24 protein-coding genes are annotated in these 19,887 nt (G+C 35.4%); 16 read left to right on the forward strand and 8 right to left on the reverse strand.

All coding sequences use genetic code 11. The features are described from left to right. Window positions 1-123: 123 nt before the first annotated feature. From U860_RS0107730 to U860_RS0107740, 3 genes are all read left to right on the forward strand, one after another. Window positions 124-699, forward strand: coding sequence for a biotin transporter BioY (locus tag U860_RS0107730; RefSeq protein ID WP_025148061.1), 576 nt, complete (start codon window positions 124-126; stop codon window positions 697-699). Window positions 700-764: 65 nt separating this feature from the next. Beyond that, window positions 765-2,228 (forward strand): acyl-CoA synthetase, encoded by a 1,464-nt coding sequence (locus tag U860_RS0107735; protein ID WP_025148062.1) that lies wholly within the window; start codon window positions 765-767, stop codon window positions 2,226-2,228. Beyond that, a complete protein-coding gene (locus U860_RS0107740) occupies window positions 2,221-3,318 on the forward strand; it encodes an acetyl-CoA C-acyltransferase (RefSeq protein WP_025148063.1) in 1,098 nt (365 codons plus the stop codon). The genes U860_RS0107735 and U860_RS0107740 overlap by 8 nt, the downstream gene beginning before the upstream one ends. Window positions 3,319-3,334: 16 nt before the next feature. Here the strand turns inward: U860_RS0107740 and U860_RS0107745 are convergent, their stop codons facing one another. Next, entirely contained in the window at window positions 3,335-3,907 is a 573-nt protein-coding gene (locus tag U860_RS0107745; protein WP_025148064.1) for a DUF6434 domain-containing protein, read from the reverse strand. Window positions 3,908-4,011: 104 nt separating this feature from the next. On the opposite strand from U860_RS0107745, the gene U860_RS0107750 reads away from it, so the two are divergent. After that, window positions 4,012-4,455 carry an NUDIX hydrolase gene (locus U860_RS0107750; protein WP_025148065.1) on the forward strand — a complete coding sequence of 148 codons (444 nt, stop codon included), beginning with the start codon at window positions 4,012-4,014 and terminating at the stop codon, window positions 4,453-4,455. Between the two features lie 214 nt (window positions 4,456-4,669). Here the strand turns inward: U860_RS0107750 and U860_RS0107755 are convergent, their stop codons facing one another. Continuing rightward, the gene (locus U860_RS0107755) at window positions 4,670-5,872 is read right to left on the reverse strand and encodes a DHHA1 domain-containing protein (RefSeq protein WP_162790994.1); all 1,203 of its coding nucleotides are present in this window, start codon (window positions 5,870-5,872) and stop codon (window positions 4,670-4,672) included. 136 nt (window positions 5,873-6,008) lie between these two features. Between U860_RS0107755 and U860_RS0107760 the strand changes: the two genes are divergently transcribed. Both U860_RS0107760 and U860_RS0107765 read left to right on the forward strand, forming a co-directional pair. Further along, a complete protein-coding gene (locus U860_RS0107760; RefSeq protein ID WP_002172900.1) occupies window positions 6,009-6,401 on the forward strand; it encodes a hypothetical protein in 393 nt (130 codons plus the stop codon). A gap of 84 nt (window positions 6,402-6,485) precedes the next feature. Further along, window positions 6,486-7,724: an MFS transporter gene (locus tag U860_RS0107765; protein ID WP_002172899.1), complete on the forward strand. Its 1,239-nt coding sequence runs from the start codon at window positions 6,486-6,488 to the stop codon at window positions 7,722-7,724. Window positions 7,725-7,782: 58 nt separating this feature from the next. On the opposite strand, the gene U860_RS0107770 is transcribed toward U860_RS0107765, so the two are convergent. Beyond that, window positions 7,783-8,163 (reverse strand): Hsp20 family protein, encoded by a 381-nt coding sequence (locus tag U860_RS0107770; protein WP_002172898.1) that lies wholly within the window; start codon window positions 8,161-8,163, stop codon window positions 7,783-7,785. Between the two features lie 121 nt (window positions 8,164-8,284). Next, window positions 8,285-8,428 (reverse strand): small acid-soluble spore protein P, encoded by a 144-nt coding sequence (locus U860_RS0107775; RefSeq protein ID WP_025148067.1) that lies wholly within the window; start codon window positions 8,426-8,428, stop codon window positions 8,285-8,287. Window positions 8,429-8,549: 121 nt separating this feature from the next. Between U860_RS0107775 and U860_RS0107780 the strand changes: the two genes are divergently transcribed. Together U860_RS0107780 and pdaB are read left to right on the forward strand one after the other, a co-directional pair. After that, complete coding sequence (locus U860_RS0107780; protein ID WP_025148068.1) at window positions 8,550-8,813, forward strand: hypothetical protein; 264 nt, start codon at window positions 8,550-8,552, stop codon at window positions 8,811-8,813. Window positions 8,814-8,860: 47 nt separating this feature from the next. Continuing rightward, window positions 8,861-9,586 carry a polysaccharide deacetylase family sporulation protein PdaB gene (gene pdaB, locus U860_RS0107785; protein WP_115610297.1) on the forward strand — a complete coding sequence of 242 codons (726 nt, stop codon included), beginning with the start codon at window positions 8,861-8,863 and terminating at the stop codon, window positions 9,584-9,586. Between the two features lie 36 nt (window positions 9,587-9,622). On the opposite strand, the gene sspO is transcribed toward pdaB, so the two are convergent. Further along, window positions 9,623-9,772, reverse strand: coding sequence for a small acid-soluble spore protein O (gene sspO, locus U860_RS0107790; protein WP_025148070.1), 150 nt, complete (start codon window positions 9,770-9,772; stop codon window positions 9,623-9,625). A gap of 278 nt (window positions 9,773-10,050) precedes the next feature. Here sspO and acnA point away from each other — a divergent pair, with 278 nt between their 5' ends. Both acnA and U860_RS0107800 read left to right on the forward strand, forming a co-directional pair. Then, window positions 10,051-12,774: an aconitate hydratase AcnA gene (gene acnA / locus U860_RS0107795; protein ID WP_025148071.1), complete on the forward strand. Its 2,724-nt coding sequence runs from the start codon at window positions 10,051-10,053 to the stop codon at window positions 12,772-12,774. Between the two features lie 68 nt (window positions 12,775-12,842). Beyond that, window positions 12,843-14,570, forward strand: a complete 1,728-nt coding sequence (locus tag U860_RS0107800; protein WP_081806649.1) for an ABC transporter ATP-binding protein — start codon at window positions 12,843-12,845, stop codon at window positions 14,568-14,570. Window positions 14,571-14,581: 11 nt separating this feature from the next. On the opposite strand, the gene U860_RS0107805 is transcribed toward U860_RS0107800, so the two are convergent. Together U860_RS0107805 and U860_RS0107810 are read right to left on the reverse strand one after the other, a co-directional pair. Next, complete coding sequence (locus tag U860_RS0107805; protein ID WP_025148073.1) at window positions 14,582-14,905, reverse strand: YmzC family protein; 324 nt, start codon at window positions 14,903-14,905, stop codon at window positions 14,582-14,584. Between the two features lie 21 nt (window positions 14,906-14,926). Then, a complete protein-coding gene (locus U860_RS0107810) occupies window positions 14,927-15,142 on the reverse strand; it encodes a hypothetical protein (RefSeq protein WP_025148074.1) in 216 nt (71 codons plus the stop codon). Between the two features lie 482 nt (window positions 15,143-15,624). On the opposite strand from U860_RS0107810, the gene U860_RS0107815 reads away from it, so the two are divergent. The 5 genes from U860_RS0107815 (at window position 15,625) to tlp (ending at window position 18,022) form a co-directional block, all read left to right on the forward strand. After that, window positions 15,625-16,200 (forward strand): redoxin domain-containing protein, encoded by a 576-nt coding sequence (locus tag U860_RS0107815; RefSeq protein WP_025148075.1) that lies wholly within the window; start codon window positions 15,625-15,627, stop codon window positions 16,198-16,200. 119 nt (window positions 16,201-16,319) lie between these two features. Beyond that, window positions 16,320-17,279 carry a 3'-5' exonuclease gene (locus U860_RS0107820; RefSeq protein ID WP_025148076.1) on the forward strand — a complete coding sequence of 320 codons (960 nt, stop codon included), beginning with the start codon at window positions 16,320-16,322 and terminating at the stop codon, window positions 17,277-17,279. Window positions 17,280-17,410: 131 nt separating this feature from the next. Next, entirely contained in the window at window positions 17,411-17,554 is a 144-nt protein-coding gene (locus U860_RS31285) for an FbpB family small basic protein (RefSeq protein ID WP_001254699.1), read from the forward strand. A gap of 43 nt (window positions 17,555-17,597) precedes the next feature. Then, window positions 17,598-17,732: an acid-soluble spore protein SspN gene (sspN, locus tag U860_RS0107830; protein WP_000527988.1), complete on the forward strand. Its 135-nt coding sequence runs from the start codon at window positions 17,598-17,600 to the stop codon at window positions 17,730-17,732. A 92-nt stretch (window positions 17,733-17,824) separates the two neighbouring features. Next, the gene (tlp, locus tag U860_RS0107835; RefSeq protein WP_025148077.1) at window positions 17,825-18,022 is read left to right on the forward strand and encodes a small acid-soluble spore protein Tlp; all 198 of its coding nucleotides are present in this window, start codon (window positions 17,825-17,827) and stop codon (window positions 18,020-18,022) included. A gap of 31 nt (window positions 18,023-18,053) precedes the next feature. Here tlp and U860_RS0107840 read toward each other — a convergent pair whose 3' ends face one another. Continuing rightward, window positions 18,054-19,346, reverse strand: a complete 1,293-nt coding sequence (locus U860_RS0107840; RefSeq protein ID WP_025148078.1) for a glycosyl hydrolase family 18 protein — start codon at window positions 19,344-19,346, stop codon at window positions 18,054-18,056. A 109-nt stretch (window positions 19,347-19,455) separates the two neighbouring features. Here U860_RS0107840 and U860_RS0107845 point away from each other — a divergent pair, with 109 nt between their 5' ends. Beyond that, complete coding sequence (locus U860_RS0107845; protein ID WP_002172886.1) at window positions 19,456-19,875, forward strand: thioesterase family protein; 420 nt, start codon at window positions 19,456-19,458, stop codon at window positions 19,873-19,875. Window positions 19,876-19,887: the final 12 nt, after the last annotated feature.

Consider the following 19,887-nt stretch of genomic DNA (forward strand, 5'->3'; position numbering starts at 1 on the left):
ATAGAATCTCATTTGTAAACTTTCGTCATGCTGAGGTTGACAAATGATTAATAGAAAGATAATATAACACCTGTAATATGTTATCTAAAATCATTTTTAAGTTTACAAATAGGAGAAGCAAACATGAATACAAAAAACTTAGTTTTCGTCGCTTTATTTAGTTCAATTATGGGAGTGCTAGGGTTAATACCTCCAATTGCTCTTTCTATTACACCAGTTCCTATTACATTACAGTCACTTGGAGTTATGCTTGCGGGTGGACTGTTAGGATCACGCCTTGGTGCACTAAGTCAGCTTATTTTCTTACTTATTGTAGGAGCTGGAGTACCACTACTTGCGGGTGGACGTGGAGGTCCAGGGGTATTTGTTGGTCCAAGTGCAGGATATTTACTTGGTTATATTGTTGGTGCATTTGTAATTGGCTATTTAATTGAGCGTTTACGTGAAGTTTCTATTATAAAAGTATTATGCATAAATATAATTGGTGGTATTTTCGTTGTTTATGTATTTGGTATTATTGTACAAGCTTTCGTAATGGATATTTCCATATGGCAAACGATGAAAGTAAGTGTCGTGTTTTTACCAGGTGATTGCATAAAAGCGATTATAGCAGCAATTCTCGTGACAAAATTACATCGTTCATTGAAACATATTATTACGCCTGCTTTGAAAAATGGAAAATTTACAAATGCGGGATAAGAAAGAGGAGAAACACGTTAATCGCGTGTTTCTTTTTGTTATTTTGTAAAGAAAGGAAGTCTCCAATGGGAATTACAAAAGAATACAAAAAATATGTTTCTTTACAGCCGAATAAAATAGCGATTAAAGAAAATGATAGAGTTTTAACATATAAAGATTGGTTCGAGTCAGTTTGTAAAGTAGCAAACTGGTTGAATGAAAAAGAATCGAAGAATAAAACAGTAGCAATAGTTTTAGAAAATCGTATTGAATTTTTACAAATATTTGCCGGAGCAGCGATGGCAGGTTGGATTTGTGTACCGTTAGATATAAAGTGGAAACAGGGTGAGCTTGAGGAAAGAATAGCAATTAGTAACCCGGATATTATTGTGACGGAACAGTATAAGTTAAATGATATACCGGGGGAAGAAGAAAGAGTAGTTGAGATTGATGAATGGAAAGAAATAATAGAGAAATATCTTCCTGCATATCATCCTGTAGAAAATGTACAAAACGCTCCCTTTTATATGGGATTTACATCAGGGTCAACAGGAAAAGCAAAAGCATTTTTACGTGCGCAACAATCATGGGTCCATAGTTTTCATTGTAATGTACATGACTTTCATATGAAAAAGACAGAGTCTATTTTAATAGCTGGAACACTTGTTCATTCTCTTTTCTTATATGGTGCAATAAGTGCATTGTATTTAGGGCAAACGGTACACGTTATGAGAAAGTTTATTCCAGATCAAGTGTTGTGCAAGTTAGAAACTGAGAATATTTCCGTAATGTATACAGTCCCAACAATGCTTGAGTCTTTGTATAAAGAAAATAAAGTAATTGAAAGTGAAATGAAAATTATTTCGTCAGGAGCGAAATGGGAAGCTGAAGCGAAAGAAAAGATTAAGAATATGTTTCCTTATGCAAAAAGATATGAATTTTATGGTGCGTCTGAGCTAAGTTTTGTAACAGCATTGGTCAATGAAGAGAGTGAAAGAAAGCCGAATTCAGTAGGGAAACCTTGTCATAATGTACAAGTTCGAATAGGTAATGAAGCAGGAGAAGAAATACAGGTAGGCGAGGTAGGAACTGTTTATGTAAAAAGTGATCAGTTTTTTATGGGCTATGTATCGGATGGAGCTATAATCCCACAATTGACCAAAGATGGTTGGATGACAGTGCATGATGTAGGCTATCAAGATGAGGAAGGCTTTATATATATAGTTGGTAGAGAGAAAAATATGATTCTATTTGGAGGGATTAATATTTACCCAGAAGAGATAGAGAGTGTGTTATATACGCATCCAGCTGTTGAAGAAGTTGTTGTTGTCGGTATAAAAGATAGTTATTGGGGTGAAAAGCCTGTCGCAATAGTCAAAGGAAGTGCTACAAAGCAACAATTAAAGAGCTACTGCTTACAACGACTATCATCTTTTAAAATACCTAAAGAATGGTGTTTTGTAGATGAAATACCTTATACGAGTAGCGGGAAAGTAGCTCGCATTGCAGCAAAAAGTATATTCGAAAAACGGGAGAGAATATATGAATAGAGCGGTTATTGTAGAAGCGAAAAGGACGCCTATTGGCAAAAAGAATGGGATGTTCAAAGATTATGAAGTTCAGCAATTAGCTGCACCGCTTCTTACTTTTTTAAGTAAAGGGATTGAGAGTGAAATAGATGATGTCATATTAGGTAATGTCGTTGGACCAGGAGGTAATGTTGCGAGATTATCTGCATTAGAAGCTGGACTTGGTTATCATATACCTGGTGTAACGATTGACCGGCAATGTGGTGCTGGATTGGAATCAATTCGTATTGCGTGTCATCTTATCGGGGGTGGTGCCGGTAATTGCTATATTGCTGGAGGAGTAGAGAGTACAAGTACGTCACCTTTTCAAAATAGAGCGCGGTTTTCACCTGAAACAATTGGAGACCCTGATATGGGATTGGCGGCTGAGTATGTTGCAGAGCGGTATAACATAACAAAAGAAATGCAAGATGAATACGCTTGTCTTAGTTATAAACGGACGCTGCAAGCATTAGAAAAAGGATATTTACAAGAGGAAATATTATCTGGGGATTTTAATGGAATGTTGGACGAGCCAATAAAGAGAGAAATGAATTATGAAAGAATAATTAAGAGAACAAAGCCTGTATTTTTACAAAATGGTACTGTGACAGCAGGAAATTCGTGTGGTGTAAATGACGGGGCATGTGCAGTTCTTGTAATGGAAGAACAGCAGGCTCGAAAATTAGGATATAAGCCTGTTCTTCGGTTCGTTCACAGTGCTGTAGTTGGAGTGGACCCGAATCTCCCAGGAACTGGTCCGATATTCGCAGTACAAAAACTACTCAGAGAAATGAATTTAGTAATAGAAGATATTGATTGTATTGAGATGAATGAAGCGTTCGCTTCGAAAATTGTTGCTTGTGCAAAGGAATTACAAATTCCATATGAGAAGCTCAATATAAATGGTGGTGCAATTGCACTTGGTCATCCGTACGGTGCGTCTGGGGCTATGCTTGTAACACGCTTGTTTTATGAAGCGCGAAGAGAGAATGTGAAATATGTAATAGCGACGTTGGGAATTGGTGGAGGAATAGGGCTTGCTCTCTTATTTGAAAAGGTAGAAGGCTAGCAAGGAAACTAGCTTTCTACTTTTTTTGGACGTAAGCATTACTGCCTGGTCTTGATTTTATTTCATTCCAAGCAGCGATAGCATCAGCTTTTGATTTTCCTTTGTTGCATGGATCTTCGAAAAAAGCACGAGTAAAACGATTGTATTCAAACTGGGCACCGATGTTTGTTTTATATGCAGGGTCTTTTTTACGTTCGTGTTCTTCATACCAAAACGTTACAGCATCCTCATATGTTTTTCCTGCATTCTCTTTAAAAAACTTTTGAAGGGCTACTGTAAAGCGGAAGTTTGCTCCAATTTTTTCTTTAAAAAAAGCACGGACATCTTCGCTACAGCGGTGGTTTTCAGTAATAATCGTTTGAAGAGAAAGATCTTTATAGGAGAGGGAGTTTTTACTCTTTTTTTGATTAGAACAATTCTTTAATATTTTACCTGTAGTCAAAAAGTGTGTAATACGTTCAGAAATCTCAGTTTTAGAGCCGTTTGAGGGTAAATCATGCTCACGACAAAATGTTTGCAGTTCTGCTTTTAACCAATAATAATTTTGAAAATCTTCGAGTGGTATAGCTTTTGTTAAAGGTGGACGCATGAATGTAACAACTTCTTTCTTCCATAATTTCCTTTAATTATAAAACGTATGTTCTTTTTGTGGAAGGGTTAATTTGTAAATTTAATAGGAGTAGGAGAGAGAGTATGACTAATTTAATGCAAGTTCGTGTTACGGGAATTTTAATTGAAGATGAAAAAGTATTATTAGTAAAACAAAAAGTCGCTAATCGGAATTGGTCTTTACCTGGAGGAAGAGTAGAGAATGGTGAAATGTTAGAAGAAGCGATGATTCGAGAAATGCGAGAAGAAACAGGATTAGAAACTAAGATTAAGAAATTACTTTATGTTTGTGATAAACCAGGTACTATACCATCTTTATTACATATTACTTTTCTACTTGAAAGGGTTACAGGGGAACTTCCGCTTCCTTCTAATGAATTTGATCACAATCCAATTCATGATGTACAAATGGTAGGGATAGAGAAACTAAGTAATTATGGTTTTTCAGGGGTTTTCATTAAACTTGTGTCTGAAGGATTTCTAAACGCAGGGAGTTATCAAGGATTAAAACAAAATATTGGTTTGTAAACATACAGAGGAGGCTGTTATTTTGGAACAGACTCCTCTTACTATATAAGTTGCGATTGTTGTTGTATTTTGAGGGTAAATTGGTATTTCTTATAGAATCGTTGATATATTAGAAAAATCGTTCATATAATTTTATTTACTGTATTACTATGTACGAAGCAGAAAAGAGAATGGGATGTCATCCAGTTCAATGACATCCCATTCATAAAATAATCTACACTGCAGATTGTAAAGAAGAAACAAGTTGATTTAAAAGCTCATCTCCAGTCATAATTGCTTTCCCACCGCCACGAGCACTCTTTTTATTTCCTCCGCCTTTTCCTTCAATAGAAGGGAGGGCATCTTTTAAAAGTGTATTCATATCGAGTGTCACTGCCTTACCACAAGTAAGGATGCATTGTAGTTTTTCTTCGTTTTCAATGACGAAGTATGTAATTGCCTGTTCTTGTTGTTCTGTAATGATAGCAGACAGTTTTGCGATTTCTGGCATTGAGCGATCTGTAAATACTTTAGAGATAAGTGTTCCAGTATGTAGTTCTTCTGATTGTTGTAATAATTCATTTGCTTCTACAAATAATAGTTTTTCATTCATTGTTTGTATAGCTTTTTCGTTTTCTTTTTGAGAGGTAAGAAGCTGTGCTACCTTTGTTGGAATATCAGTTTCGCTACTGTTCAATTGTTTAGAAACATCTTTAATAATTTGTTGGTGCTGCCTAATTAATTTAAGTGTGCGCCAACCAGCGATAAACGTTAAACGTATACCACCTTTGTTGCGCTCCCAACTAAGTACTTGAATAGGGCCTACTTCACCTGTATGTTTCGGATGTGTTCCACCGCAACCGTTGTAGTCATAGTTTTCGATGATAACAACGCGTATATTTTCTGTCATAGTTGGCTCTTTACGAAGGGGTAATTTTTGCGCTTCTTCTAAGGTCATCCATTCAATACGAATAGGGTGATTTTCAAAGACAATTTGATTAGCAATTTGTACTGCCTTTCCAATGGTCTCTGTAGAAAGGTTAGCCGTTTCTAAATCAATTGTCACTGTTTCTTTTCCAAGATGGAACCCAATTGTTGGTATGTTAAAATGATCCCAAAAAGCAGCAGATAAAATGTGCTGAGCTGTATGTTGTTGCATATGGTCAAAACGACGTTGCCAATCTATTTTCCCGTCTACTTCTTTTGTATGTAGTTGTTCTACTATGAAATGACGAATTTCTCCATCTACCTCTTCGACATTAGTTACCGGAATGTCATTTAAAGTTCCAGTGTCATGTGGTTGTCCGCCACCTGTTGGATAAAATGCAGTTTCATTTAAAACAACGTACAAGTTTCCTGCTGAATCAATATCCTGTTTTATAACTTTAGTTGTAAAGACTTGCTGATAAGCGTCGTTGTAATATAATTTTTGTTCCAATTTGTTTTCCCCTTTCGTGTTCACTAGTTTCATTGTAAAGCAATCGAAATAAGTTTCCTAATATTTCAGAAGAAAGAAACTATTTTTAGAATTTTCTTGCTATAATAAGAAAAAGAAAATGCGGGGGTGGAATGAAATGCTATATGATAACGGCGTAGATAAACTGCTTAGTTTAAACAGAAATATTTCTGAATTATATCGAGAATTAAATGAAATGACCCGGATTTTAACGGAATGTAATCGAGAAAGTGTGAAATTTGATCGGTTATATGTAAAAGAGTTACTTTGGAAAAAAGAAGATGTGATAGAGAAGTATGATCAATTACTTGTCCAGTTATGTATTAATGAATGCTTTGATTTAAAAAGTGTAATTACTGGCGAATATAAGTATACATATGAAGAAGTAGAAAGCATTGTATTAGAATTTAATGAAAAGTATAATGTTGTAATTTTAATTAAAGATGTTTGTAAAGAATTACAGTTTACATATGGAATTGATATGGACATAACGAGAACAGCTCGGGTGTAAACATCTCAAGTATAGAAAAAGGAAAAAGAAAGCAGATCCTTTGCTTTCTTTTTTGATGTAGAAAAAGGGAGAGTAGATCTAAAGATGAAGGGGAAGTTACAACAGATTCATCCGCTAGGCATGACAATTATTATAGGGACTTTATTTGCGAGATTCGCCACTTCAATGAGTATTCCTTTTTTAGCGATTTATTTAACAACCGTTAAAGACGTATCGGCTGGAATGACTGGTGCTATTATTGGAACGAGTGCACTTGTTGGAGTGTTTGCTAGTTTTATTGGGGGGAATTTATCGGACCGATTTGGCCGAAATATAATAATAATATGGTCCATGATTGTTTGGATTTTTGTATTTATAGGATTTTCAGTTGCAGATCATGTTTTGAGTTTTTTTCTATTAAACGCTTTGAATGGATTGTGTCGTTCATTTTTTGAACCAACATCAAGAGCGTTATTATCAGATTTAACGAAACCAGAGTATCGTTTACTCGTTTATAACTTACGGTACGGTGCAATAAATGTTGGGGTAGCGATTGGTCCACTTGTTGGATTACAAATTGGAAGTGCCAAATCAACAATTCCGTTTTTAGTAGCCGCTGGAGTATACATTCTATATACAGCGATATTAGCGTTGCAATTTAAGAAGTACCCACTTGAAAAGAAGAAAATAAATACAGAAAAGCCCGTCACGATGTTAAATGCAATTCGTATTTTACGAAAAGACATAGTATTTTTAGTTGCGTTAGTCGGTATTATCTTGAGTAATTGTGGCTTTTCACATTTAACGACGACAGTATCTCAATACTTTGCAAACGCACATATATTTCAAGATGGAGTAAAGTTATTTTCATATATGCTAACTTTAAATGCAATCGTAGTAGTGGCCATTCAATACCCTGTTATTAAAATGTGTAAAAGGTATACGCCATTAGCGTCTATTATAGTCGGAACGTTGTTTGTGAGCGGGGGATTGTTTGGATTTGGAATAGTAGAATCCATACTAGGTGCTGCCATCTGTACAATTATTTTTACAGTTGGAGAAGTTCTAATGTTCTCAATGACAGATGTATTTATAGATGATATAGCTGTTTCAAATCTAAAGGGTACATATTTTGGAGCGATGGGCTTCTCTGGAATTGGTGGAGTAATTGGTCCTTGGTTTGGCGGGATACTCCTCGATTACTATGGATATCAAAATGGTTTTTTAGTATTTTTTATATTAGCCATATTTTCAACTGTAGCATTTCCAGTCCTTTTAGTTACAAAAGGTTTATTGAAAAAAAGATATATTAGAAATTCTAAAATAGAAATACATGCGAAATAACAGAAGCCCGAGCAAACTAAAAATTTGATCGGGCTTCTGTTTGTATTTATATCGATCCTTAATGCGAAAAAAAGACTTTCTTTTCATGCTTATTAGCAACTTCATTTTTGGAAATATGAATGGTTAAAAATCCATTTTCTAAACAGGCTAGCATCTTCTTGTAAATAATATTAGCAGGTAAGGGAATTATTCGCTGTAAAGAAGCATTGTTATGAAGTATGCAAATGTTTAGGCCTGTCTCCATCTTTTTTATGAGTACATTCTGTTCAGTTACATTTGGTACATCTGTTTCCAAAATGTATTCTTGTTCTGTTTCACAAAGGTCAATATGAATTTGATTTGGAAAACTAAAGTTACTATAAGAATCGGAACAAAATTGATCCATCCATTCTTCAAAACCATCAACATGAAAAAGACAATTCTTCTTTTTCTTGCCCATGTACGACACCCTCCGTAAAAGCTCAATTCATACTATGTTATGCATGAATGAAGTAGGGGTGAAGAATAAATGAAAAATATAAACAGTGTATGTGATAAATATAGCTAGTGTGAATGTTTTTTTACATATCATGATGTGCATGATTTTTTTGGCGTGAATGGTTACGGTTTTTTACTTTATGAGACCCGCTTAAAGGTTCAGGCTGCCCAGAAGGGTACCCTTTCTTCTCGTTTTGACGATTAGATTGATTATTGTTTTTACCCATTGTATTTTACACCCCCTCTTTTTATTTAGAATGAGAGAAGTTTGCGAATTTATACGAGAATGTTTTTAGAGAAAAGGGTAAAGATAAGTAGGACTAACTAATATAGAAAGGGGAAAGTATTATGCCATATCATAAAAATAAGCAACAAGCTTTTCAGGCCGCGCAGCAAGGATTTGTTCAAGCGGAAAATGTATTTAATAATATTGTGAAAAATGATCCGAATTACGGTCATGATTTAAAAGAATTACGCCAAGAAGTTCAGGAGGCGTACGAACAGATTCAAAATGCACTTGAAGTAGCATCAGAAACACAACGTCCACAACTTGAGGAATATGAAAGTAATCTCCAAAATATTATGCAGAATGTAGATCAATTAGAAAAGTAAAGGAAGGTTGTTGTGAATTCAACAACCCCATTACTCTTAGCGCTACTATGCTGAAACGAAAAATTTTTATTTTAATTTTTTCCTTAATGTGTGCAGTACATATATTTCAAGTGGACAAAGTGGAAGCGAAAATGTTGTTAAGGAAAGAGTTAGAACCGACTGGTTATGTAACATGGGAAGTACCTAATAATGAGAAAATCATTGCGATTACATTTGATGATGGACCGGATCCAACTTATACACCGCAAGTATTAGATTTATTACGTCAATATAAAGCGGAAGCGACTTTTTTTATGATTGGCTTTCGAGTTCAGCGTAATCCATACTTAGTAAAGCGAGTGCTAAAAGAGGGGCATGAAATCGGAAATCATACGATGAATCATTTGTATGCAAATAGTTCTTCAGATGAAAAGTTAAAAAATGACATTTTAGATGGGAAAAAATATTTTAAAGAATGGGTAAAAGAACCTTTATTGTTCCGTCCACCAGGTGGATATATTAATGACGCTGTATTTACAACAGCAAAAGAAGCTGGTTATCAAATTGTTTTATGGTCATGGCATCAAGATCCTCGTGATTGGGCAAACCCTGGTACAGAATCTATCGTGAATCATGTTGTGAAAAATGCTAAAAGCGGAGATATTGTACTGTTGCACGACGGGGGGAATGATCGTAGTCAAACAGTGGCGGCATTGGCAAAAATTTTACCAGAGCTTAAAAAGCAAGGATATCGATTTGTGAAGGTTTCGGAGCTATTACGTTATAAGCATTAAAAAAATCCCAAAAGGTGAACCTTTTGGGATTTTTCGTTACTGATTCTTTTTTCGCTTCTTATTATTTTGTCGCTGCGCAGCTGTTAAAGGCTCATTTGCAAATTCTTCGTTATAACCAGTTCCTTGTCCTTGCGCAGATGCTGCATTCATTCCTGAAATAGTATGATTTGCTTTTCGTTTACCCATTTTTTCTCACCTCTATAATGTTTTTATAGATGAAACATGAGTTGCTCATAACATATATGAACGTAAAGTAGAGTGCTTTACTTTACAATAATAGTATTTATAAGGAGCATGGACACTATTCAAATTTAGAAAGATAAAGAAAACTTATTATAATCTATAAGTTTCTTATTATTTACTTATTTAGAAAGTTGTAATAAGATATTATCGTAAGGTATTGAAAAGTTTGTCTACATTTTATATTCAGACAAATTAGTCACGTTTAACAGGGGGGAAACATAATGGTCAAACATAATCCATTTCAATCACGTGCAACTTTTGAATTAGATGGAAAGACGTATCATTATTATCAATTGAAAGCGCTTGAAAACGCAGGGGTTGGCAACGTATCTCAATTACCATATTCCGTTAAAGTTTTACTTGAATCTGTACTTCGTCAAGTAGACGGACGCGTAATTACAGAAGAGCATGTTACAAATTTAGCGAAATGGGGAACGAAAGATGTTCAAGATATCGATGTTCCATTTAAACCATCTCGTGTAATCTTACAAGACTTCACAGGTGTTCCAGCTGTTGTAGATTTGGCTTCGCTTCGTAAAGCAATGGCAGACATGGGCGGGGATCCTGATAAAATTAATCCTGAAATTACTGTAGACCTTGTAATTGACCACTCTGTACAGGTTGATAGAGCGGGTACGGCAGACTCACTTGCATTCAACATGGACTTAGAGTTTAAACGTAATGAAGAACGTTATAAATTTTTAAGCTGGGCACAAAAATCATTTGATAACTACCGTGCAGTTCCACCAGCAACAGGTATTGTACACCAAGTAAACCTTGAATATTTAGCACCAGTTGTTCATGCGGTGAAAAATGCTGAAGGTGACTTAGTAGCATACCCAGATTCATTAGTTGGAACGGACTCTCATACAACAATGATTAATGGTATCGGTGTTCTTGGATGGGGCGTTGGTGGTATTGAAGCAGAAGCAGGAATGCTTGGACAGCCTTCATATTTCCCAGTACCTGAAGTAATCGGTGTGAAATTAACTGGTACACTTCCAAGTGGTACAACAGCAACTGACGTTGCATTAAAAGTAACACAAGTGCTACGTCAAAAAGGTGTAGTTGGTAAATTTGTTGAGTTCTTCGGTAATGGACTAAAGAGCATGCCTTTAGCTGACCGTGCAACAATTTCAAATATGGCACCAGAATACGGTGCAACTTGTGGATTCTTCCCAATCGACGACATTTCATTAGAATACTTACGTTTAACAGGTAGAGATGAAGAGCAAATTCGCGTTGTTGAAGAATATTGTAAAGCAAATGGCTTATTCTATACAGCGGACAGTAAAGATCCAATCTACACTGATCTTGTTGAAATTGATTTAAATACAATTGAATCTAACCTTTCTGGACCGAAACGTCCGCAAGATTTAATCCCGCTTTCAAATATGAAAGAGGAGTTCCATAAAGCTGTTGTAGCACCAGTTGGAACACAAGGACTTGGATTCAATGAGCAAGAGTTTGATAAAGAAGTGAAAGTTACATTAAAAAATCAAGAAGTAACGATGAAAACAGGCGGAATTGCAATTGCTGCGATTACAAGCTGTACAAATACGTCAAATCCATACGTATTAATTGGAGCAGGTTTAGTTGCGAAGAAAGCAATTGAAAAAGGACTTAAAGTACCTGGTTACGTAAAAACATCGTTAGCGCCAGGATCTAAAGTTGTTACAGAGTACTTAGATAAGTCTGGTTTAACAACGTATTTAGATCAATTAGGCTTCCAAACAGTTGGTTACGGCTGTACGACTTGTATCGGTAACTCTGGTCCATTAGCAGAGGAATTAGAAGAAGCGATCGCAGCAAACGATTTACTAGTAACATCTGTTTTATCTGGTAACCGTAACTTTGAAGGTCGTATTCATCCACTTGTAAAAGCAAACTACTTAGCATCACCACCACTTGTTGTGGCATATGCACTTGCAGGTACTGTTGATATTGATCTGAAAAATGATGCAATCGGTAAAGATGCAAATGGCAACTCTATTTACTTCAATGATATTTGGCCATCAGCTAAAGAAATTGAAGATGTAGTTCAAAGTGTTGTTACATCTGAATTGTTCAAAAAAGAATATGCGCAAGTATTTAACAGCAATGAGCGCTGGAATGAAATCCAAACTTCTAATGAAGCTTTATATACTTGGGATAATGATTCAACATACATTCAAAACCCACCATTCTTTGAAGGATTATCTAAAGAGCCAGGTGAAGTTGAAACGTTATCAGGTTTACGCGTAGTTGGTAAATTTGGTGATTCTGTAACGACAGACCACATTTCACCAGCAGGTTCAATTGGTAAGCATACACCAGCTGGACGCTATTTATTAGAAAACGGCGTACAACCAGTTGACTTTAACTCTTACGGTTCTCGTCGTGGTAACCATGAAGTTATGATGCGTGGTACATTCGCAAACATCCGTATTAAAAACCAAATCGCACCAGGAACTGAAGGCGGATATACAACATATTGGCCAACTGGTGAAGTAACATCTATCTATGATGCTGCTATGAAATATAAAGAAGATGGCACAGGCCTTCTAGTTGTTGCTGGTAAAGATTACGGTATGGGAAGTTCTCGTGACTGGGCTGCGAAAGGTACAAACTTATTAGGTATTAAAGCGGTAATCGCGGAAAGCTTCGAGCGTATTCACCGCAGTAACTTAGTGTTAATGGGCGTATTACCATTACAATTTAAAGATGGCGAAAGCGCTGAAACATTAGGTCTTGTTGGTAATGAGTCATTTGAAATTCAAATTGACAAAACGGTTAGACCACGCGATCTTGTAAAAGTAGTTGCAATCGATGCAGAAGGCAAAGAAAAACAATTCGAAGTAGTAGCTCGTTTCGATAGTGAAGTTGAAATTGACTACTACCGTCACGGTGGTATTTTACAAATGGTTCTTCGTGAGAAAATCGAAGAGTCTAAAGTATCGAACTAAATAATTGTAATGAATGATAAGGAAGCTGACATATGTTAGCTTCCTTACTTTATGTACAGAGGAAAGGGATGAAACCACTTGGTTTCATCCTTTTCCTTTTATTATGCAAATTTGGAGGAATGACGATGAATGAGTATAGAAAAATTGTGTTGCCGCTGTTGCAAGAAAAGCTGTTGTTAATTACTGCGATATGTAGTGGGATAATAGCTGCTATTTTAAATTTATCTAGACCTCTTTTAATGGGGTTAATTGTAGATAACCTTATTCAGCGAGAGTTAGAATGGGCGTATATGTACATTGCATTATTTGCAGGTAGTTGGTTTTTGATGTGGACGAATACACTTTTGTTTGGTTATATAAGTACAAAAGCGAGTCAACGTATATTACGAGAGAAGCGTATAGATTTATTACGTCACTTTTTGTCATTACCATTTGAAGAAAGTGAGAAGGTAAAACAAGGAGAATTAGAAACATTAGTCATTTCTGATATTCCGAGTTGGGTAAGGTTATATGGATCTATATTAATTGAATACATTCATGCAATCGCGCAATTTATTGGGGCATTAATAGCGCTTCAGCATATCGATATACAGTTTATATGGTGGGTTACTCCGTTTTTATTTTTAAGTACGATTGTTCCGATAGTTACGACGAAAAAGGTGAGAAATGTAGCGAGTATTGCTCAAAAAAATCATTCAAGTGTTGTAGAGATGATGTCACAGTTTGTAAGGGGTATACAAGATTTGCGTAGTTTACAAAAAGAGAGCTGGGCAATTGGCTTATTTAAAGGAGTGACAACAAAGTCTTATAAAACGGAAGTAAAAAAGACTATGATACAACATTGTATTGGGATAGTAGGAACGGTAATAGAAACAGGAGCATATATAGTTGTTCTTATTATAGGAGCACAAAAAATAATGAAAGGGGATATGGAAGTTGGATCACTCGTTGCGATATTAGCTACAATTGAGACGTTATTTTTCCCTGTTCGTTATGCGAGTGATTTATTAATGATGACACAAGTTGCTGTTGCATCGGCAAATCGAGTTTTTTGCTTTTTAGATATACGAGCTGAAGATAGAAATGTAGAAAGAGCGATGGGAATGAAGTTGAAAAATGTTTCATTTCAAGAGAACGGTGAGGAGAAGTATAGAATTAAAAATATTGATTTGCAAATTTCTCCTGGTGAACTTGTTATCATTGTGGGAGAAAGTGGTGCTGGAAAAACAACCTTATTAAAGTTATTAACAGGATTATATAAGCCTTCAAGTGGTATGGTTGCTTATTACGGTAAGAAAGCTCGTATGACTACTGTATGGCAGGAACCACGTTTTTTTCGGGCGACAGTAAAAGAGAATATACATTTTCAAGAAGATATTATAGAAAAACAGTTTAAAAAAAGTATCGAACTTGTAAATATGAAGACAATCTTAAAAAACTTATCAGAAGGAATCCATACTGTACTGCACAAAAGTGGAGAAGAGTTTTCGGGAGGAGAAAGAAAGCGTCTTGCGTTACTGCGGGCGATTGTAACAGAGCCGAATATTGTTATTTTAGATGAACCGACTGCTGGATTGGATCCAGGTAATCAACAAGCTGTTTGGAATATGATTGAAGGGTTGGGAGAAAACGTAACGAAAATTGTGACGACACATGATGTAGAAAGGGCGATGATAGCTGATCGGGTTATTGTAATGAAGAATGGAGTTATTGTGGAATGTGGGAATCCTAGAGAATTATTAAATTGCAACTCATTGTTCAAAGAGATGCAAACAAAAAAGATAAGAGCTACGTAGCGCTCTTATCTTTATTCAGTCTTATTAAGTTGATACGTATAAGACTCAGGATCGCTAGTACTAAATTCTTTGACTAAAGTAAGTTGATTTGTATCTGGGTTATATTTGAAAATTTTGATCGTATGTTCGCTACTTAGTGATGGATTATATTCTTGAATAGCAAATGTATTTTCAGCAATCTGTGTCATATTACTGGTGGAAGCATTTTCTATGGAATCATGATTTGTAGAAATTTCAACGACTCTTCCACCGTTGAAAAATAAAAGAACGATTACTAAAATAACTAAACATATTCGTATATAGCGAAGTTCTTTACTAATAGGGTGTTCTCCCAAAAAAAATCATCCTTTCTGTAACTATTGTGTAGTAGTGGTGATAGTCATTGTGAAGAAACTAAGAATACCGAGGCCTGCTAAAAGGATAAATGAGATTAAAGCGATATAGAGACAAATACGTCCAACTTTCTTTTTTTCAGGATCTTTACTGAAGAGCGAGATAATCCAAGTGATAATTCCGATTGGGGAAAATATAAAACTAAGAATATATAATAGTATTTTTTCGAATAAATTCATAAAAACACCTCCCTTTTTGAAAGTTCTATATGTGCAGTTTTCTTCGTATTAGCGCTGCTGTTATATAGGAAAGTACAGAATAAACAGCACCATAAACAATCCAAGCATCTAAGTTTTGTAAAGCTAGGTATATATCAAATCCAGAGACGATAATAAAAAATATAAGTGGAACAGTAAAAGAAATAATAATAGCAGCCCATTTGAATTTGTATAGTAAGCAACTAAAAAAATACATAGTAAGGGTAAAGTGAAGAAAACAAAAGTAAATGGGTTGATAAGTAGTTGTAAAATACATATCACCTCGCAGGTTTTGTATGTATTTCTAATTATATGATAAAAAGGAAAATATTTTATCTCCGCTATAAATATTCTAACTATTTTGAATGTGAATATTTCCAAGCTTGTCCGTATAAGCTAAAATAAGGTATAGAGTATTTAGGTAATTATGTTACAAGAAGATAAACACGTAAGGGTGATATAATATGTGGCGGAAACTTACCATTATTGTAGTGTTACTTTGTTTAGCGGGATATGCAGCGTATGAACAGTTTGGTAAAAAGGATCAGGCAGTACAAGGGAAGCAAGAAAAAAGTGAAGCTGCTATGAAAGAGATTATCGCAAGGAACGGTATTGAAATTGGAAAGAGCGCACCAGATTTTGAATTAACAAAGATAGATGGAACGAATATAAAATTATCCGATTTAAAAGGGAAGAAAGTTATTTTAAACTTTTGGGCAACGTGGTGTGGGCCATGTCAGCAAGAAATGCCTGATATGGAGGCCTTTTATAAAGAACATAAAGAAAACGTAGAAATTTTAGCTATAAATTATACTCCTTCAGAAAAAGGTGGGGGAGAAGAGAAGGTAAGCAATTTTGCTAAGGAAAAAGGAATTACTTTTCCTATTTTATTGGACAAGAACATTGATGTGACGACAGCGTATAAAGTAATTACAATCCCAACGTCTTATTTTATAGATACAAAAGGTGTCATCCAAGATAAGTTTATCGGACCGATGACACAAAAAGAGATGGAAAAACGGATTGCGAAATTGAAATAATAAGTAAAAAGGCAGAGATGGATATTGGCCATTTCTGCCTTTTCTTTTTCATGGAGTGATGACTTCGTGATATGATAAAAGAAAGATAACCGTTAATAACAGATGAGGGAGTGTATGGATTGGGGAATGTATCCTTACCATTAGATTATGTTGTAATTGATTTTGAAACGACAGGGTTTAATCCCTATAATGATAAAATTATCCAAGTAGCAGCTGTGAAGTACCGTAATCATGAACTGATTGATCAATTTGTATCGTATGTGAATCCAGAGCGTCCAATTCCAAGCCGAATTACGAGCTTAACAGGTATTACAAATTATCGTGTTTCAGACGCACCAACAATTGAAGAAGTATTACCTTTATTTTTAGCATTTCTAGATACAAATATTATTGTGGCACATAATGCTTCTTTTGATATGCGTTTTTTAAAGAGTAATGTAAATATGCTTGGACTACCTGAGCCTAAAAATAACGTTATTGATACTGTCTTTTTAGCGAAAAAATATATGAAGCATGCGCCTAATCATAAACTGGAAACGTTAAAACGAATGCTTGGAATTCGCTTAAGTTCTCATAATGCATTTGACGATTGTATTACATGTGCAGCTGTTTATCAAAGATGTGCATTAGTTGAAGAAGAAGGAAAGAGAAAAGCAAAGAAAGAAGCAAAGAAAGAAGTACTGGATGACACTGCGGTATTTGAAGCGGTAAAAGGAATACTTGTGCGAAATAAACGTGATATTGAATGGATTCGTTGTATGAATGTCGGGAGTTATTTAGATATAAAGGCTTTTTATCCAATTATAAGGTTAAAGGTAAAAGGGCGAAAAAAATATGTGTTAACAGAAAAAATGGAAGACGATGTAAGAGAAATTTGTACGAGCTTAACATGTGAGGCAGCATTGAAAAGTGAGATTGGCAACACGAGAATTATGATTGACAGTGTAGAGGACATTTTGAAGTTAGAGAGCTACATTGTAGAAGAATACGATTCGGTATTACGAGCGCTGGACGAATATAGAGCAAATAAAGTAAATGCAGATGAAGAAATTAAAAAGTATTTAAATATGATGGTGTAAAAAATCCCATGCGTAAAATATGCGCATGGGATTTTTTATCAAAACATAAAATTTTCTTACAAATCTGATTAAAGAGTTTTTCATTTGCTCATACTATGTAGTAAGAAAGCGAAGGAGAAAGGGTGAGCAACATGAGAAGAAGTCGCCGCAAGTCGTTTGAAGAACTTGTAAATGAAAATAAACAACAATTATTAAGCGATCGTGATGCAATCGATCGAATTGAAGAGCGAATTGAAAAACGTTATGAAATGAAACTTTTTAAGCAGGCTGAATAATTCTTAACACTAGTACGATACTAGTATTAAGGAGGCGATAGTAATGGGTAATCCGAAAAAGAATTCAAAAGACTTTGCACCAAACCAAATTGGAACACAATCGAAAAAAGCTGGTGGAAATAAAGGGAAGCAAATGCAAGACCAAACTGGCAAACAGCCGATTGTAGATAACGGTTAAAGAAAAGGAGAATGTTGCATTCTCCTTTTTATGTATAAATTTGAAGGAGTATAGGTAATTTAAGATAGTATATATAATTAGGAGGGAATAACATGCCGAATCCAGACAATCGAAGTGACAACGCTGAAAAATTACAAGAAATGGTACAAAATACGATTGATAATTTTAATGAAGCAAAAGAAACAGCGGAACTTTCTAATGAAAAAGATCGTGCTGCCATTGAAGCGAAAAATCAAAGACGTTTAGAAAGTATTGATTCATTTAAAAGTGAAATAAAAGATGAATCTTAACAGAATGTACAAAAAAAGGGGCTGACGAAAGTCAGCCCTTTTTCGTGATTGTAAAGTTTTCAACGAGTAAACGCCAATTTTGTGGGAATGGTAGACCAATTTTCCAATAGCTAATGCCGCCTATACCTTGCTCTTTCATTAAATTAAATTTACTTTGTACGGACCGTGAATCTTCAAACCATACTTCGTGTTGTACGCCGTTTTCGTCAAAGTAATTAAAATGTGGAGCTTGAGCTGTGAAATCATAGCGGATAGGAACATTGTATTTACGAGCTAGTGCAACAGCTGCGACAGAGCTAACTGCTTTTGCGGGTGGATTCCCTTGTTTGAACGGTAGTTTCCAATCGAATCCGTATAAATTTTGCCCCATCATAATTTTTTGTGGAGGCATTTGAGATTTTGCATATTGAAGTACCTCTTTCACAGGACCAATAGGAGAAATTGCCATCGGTGGCCCACCTTGCCAACCCCAGTCGTATGTCATAATAACGACGAAATCAACAATTTGCCCTTGTGCTTTATAATCATGGGCTGCAAAAAATTTTCCTTTTTGAGTGGAGCTTGTTTTTGGTACGAGAGTTGTACTTAATGTGTACCCGTTAGGTAAGCGTGTTTTCACATTTCGTAAAAAACGATTATATGCTTCACGATCTTCGGGCGCCACATTCTCGAAATCAAAATGAATGTCTCGCATGCCATATTTTTCAGCTGTTTGCAAAATGTTTGTAATAAATTTATTTTGGATGGTTGCGTCGCGTAAAAGAACAGATGCCAGATCGGCACTGAAATTTCCATTTTCGATATTTGTAATAACGAGCATAGGGATGGTTTTACCTTGCGTTGCAAGGTTAGCGATTTTAGCTGTTTCGGTTGGTTCTTTTAAAGTACCGTCTCTTTTTGCTTCAAAACTAAAATAGGCTAAATAGGTTAAAAATGGGTTGATAGCACGTGTAGCACTTACTAAACTTTCTTTTATTGGAATTGTTGAAGGTTGTAAATAAGCGATGGATTCTGCTGCTCTTTTTGTCCCTTTTGGTATATATAATTGTTGTCCGACATGGAGAATAGATTTTAATGAAAGGTTATTAACTTTAGCTAAACTAGCGAGAGGAACGTTATATGTTTGAGAAATTCGATGCAGGCTGTCACCAGGCTGTACATAATAATTATTGCCTTTCGTATTAACGATAAGTGCCTGACCAACAACGAGTGTTTCGGCTGGATTTAGACCATTGTCTTTTACAATCTCTTCAGGTGTAGATCCATATTTTGAAGCTAAACTATTTACACTATCACCGCTACGAACAGTTACGATTTGAATCATGTGCTTGCCCCTTTCGATAAAAGATTCACTGTTTTTATTTTATTTTTGATTCCACTGTATTATGATTAAATGTATGCAAGGCAGCAGAAGTGAAAGAAGGCGAATAGAAATGTTTGTAGCAGAACATGAAATTGAAATCCGCTATGCGGAAACAGACCAAATGGGTGTTGTTTACCATTCAAACTATTTAGTGTGGCTGGAACTTGGACGCACGAAACTTATACAAGAATTAGGATTTTCATATGTTGAAATGGAGAAAGAGGGAGTTATCTCTCCTGTATTAGACTTGCAAATCTCATACCGTAAAGCGATGCGTTATGGAGAAAAGGCCATTGTGAAAACATGGATTGATACTGTGAGTCCACTTCGTGTTGTATATGGATATGAAATTTATAACGGCGATGGTGAGCTTTGTATTACGGCAAGTACAACGAATATTTGTGCGAAAAAAGAAGGGTTCCGCCCTGTATCATTTAAAAAACTATATCCTGAGTGGTATGCGAAATATGAGGAAATTAAAAAGAAATAAAAAAAGCGTGGC

The organism is Bacillus sp. H1a (assembly GCF_000633475.1).
Classification (GTDB): Bacteria; Bacillota; Bacilli; order Bacillales; family Bacillaceae_G; genus Bacillus_A; species Bacillus_A paramycoides.

Excerpts from the sequence above, each read along its gene's own strand:
- U860_RS0107730 (WP_025148061.1), top strand. The coding sequence starts at position 124 with ATGAATACAAAAAACTTAGTTTTCGTCGCTTTATTTAGTTCAATTATG.
- U860_RS0107735 (WP_025148062.1), top strand. The coding sequence starts at position 765 with ATGGGAATTACAAAAGAATACAAAAAATATGTTTCTTTACAGCCGAAT.
- U860_RS0107740 (WP_025148063.1), top strand. The coding sequence starts at position 2,221 with ATGAATAGAGCGGTTATTGTAGAAGCGAAAAGGACGCCTATTGGCAAA.
- U860_RS0107745 (WP_025148064.1), bottom strand. The coding sequence starts at position 3,907 with ATGCGTCCACCTTTAACAAAAGCTATACCACTCGAAGATTTTCAAAAT.
- U860_RS0107750 (WP_025148065.1), top strand. The coding sequence starts at position 4,012 with ATGACTAATTTAATGCAAGTTCGTGTTACGGGAATTTTAATTGAAGAT.
- U860_RS0107760 (WP_002172900.1), top strand. The coding sequence starts at position 6,009 with ATGCTATATGATAACGGCGTAGATAAACTGCTTAGTTTAAACAGAAAT.
- U860_RS0107765 (WP_002172899.1), top strand. The coding sequence starts at position 6,486 with ATGAAGGGGAAGTTACAACAGATTCATCCGCTAGGCATGACAATTATT.
- U860_RS0107770 (WP_002172898.1), bottom strand. The coding sequence starts at position 8,163 with ATGGGCAAGAAAAAGAAGAATTGTCTTTTTCATGTTGATGGTTTTGAA.
- U860_RS0107775 (WP_025148067.1), bottom strand. The coding sequence starts at position 8,428 with ATGGGTAAAAACAATAATCAATCTAATCGTCAAAACGAGAAGAAAGGG.
- U860_RS0107780 (WP_025148068.1), top strand. The coding sequence starts at position 8,550 with ATGCCATATCATAAAAATAAGCAACAAGCTTTTCAGGCCGCGCAGCAA.
- pdaB (WP_115610297.1), top strand. The coding sequence starts at position 8,861 with ATGCTGAAACGAAAAATTTTTATTTTAATTTTTTCCTTAATGTGTGCA.
- sspO (WP_025148070.1), bottom strand. The coding sequence starts at position 9,772 with ATGGGTAAACGAAAAGCAAATCATACTATTTCAGGAATGAATGCAGCA.
- acnA (WP_025148071.1), top strand. The coding sequence starts at position 10,051 with ATGGTCAAACATAATCCATTTCAATCACGTGCAACTTTTGAATTAGAT.
- U860_RS0107800 (WP_081806649.1), top strand. The coding sequence starts at position 12,843 with ATGAAACCACTTGGTTTCATCCTTTTCCTTTTATTATGCAAATTTGGA.
- U860_RS0107810 (WP_025148074.1), bottom strand. The coding sequence starts at position 15,142 with ATGAATTTATTCGAAAAAATACTATTATATATTCTTAGTTTTATATTT.
- U860_RS0107815 (WP_025148075.1), top strand. The coding sequence starts at position 15,625 with ATGTGGCGGAAACTTACCATTATTGTAGTGTTACTTTGTTTAGCGGGA.
- U860_RS31285 (WP_001254699.1), top strand. The coding sequence starts at position 17,411 with ATGAGAAGAAGTCGCCGCAAGTCGTTTGAAGAACTTGTAAATGAAAAT.
- sspN (WP_000527988.1), top strand. The coding sequence starts at position 17,598 with ATGGGTAATCCGAAAAAGAATTCAAAAGACTTTGCACCAAACCAAATT.
- tlp (WP_025148077.1), top strand. The coding sequence starts at position 17,825 with ATGCCGAATCCAGACAATCGAAGTGACAACGCTGAAAAATTACAAGAA.
- U860_RS0107840 (WP_025148078.1), bottom strand. The coding sequence starts at position 19,346 with ATGATTCAAATCGTAACTGTTCGTAGCGGTGATAGTGTAAATAGTTTA.
- U860_RS0107845 (WP_002172886.1), top strand. The coding sequence starts at position 19,456 with ATGTTTGTAGCAGAACATGAAATTGAAATCCGCTATGCGGAAACAGAC.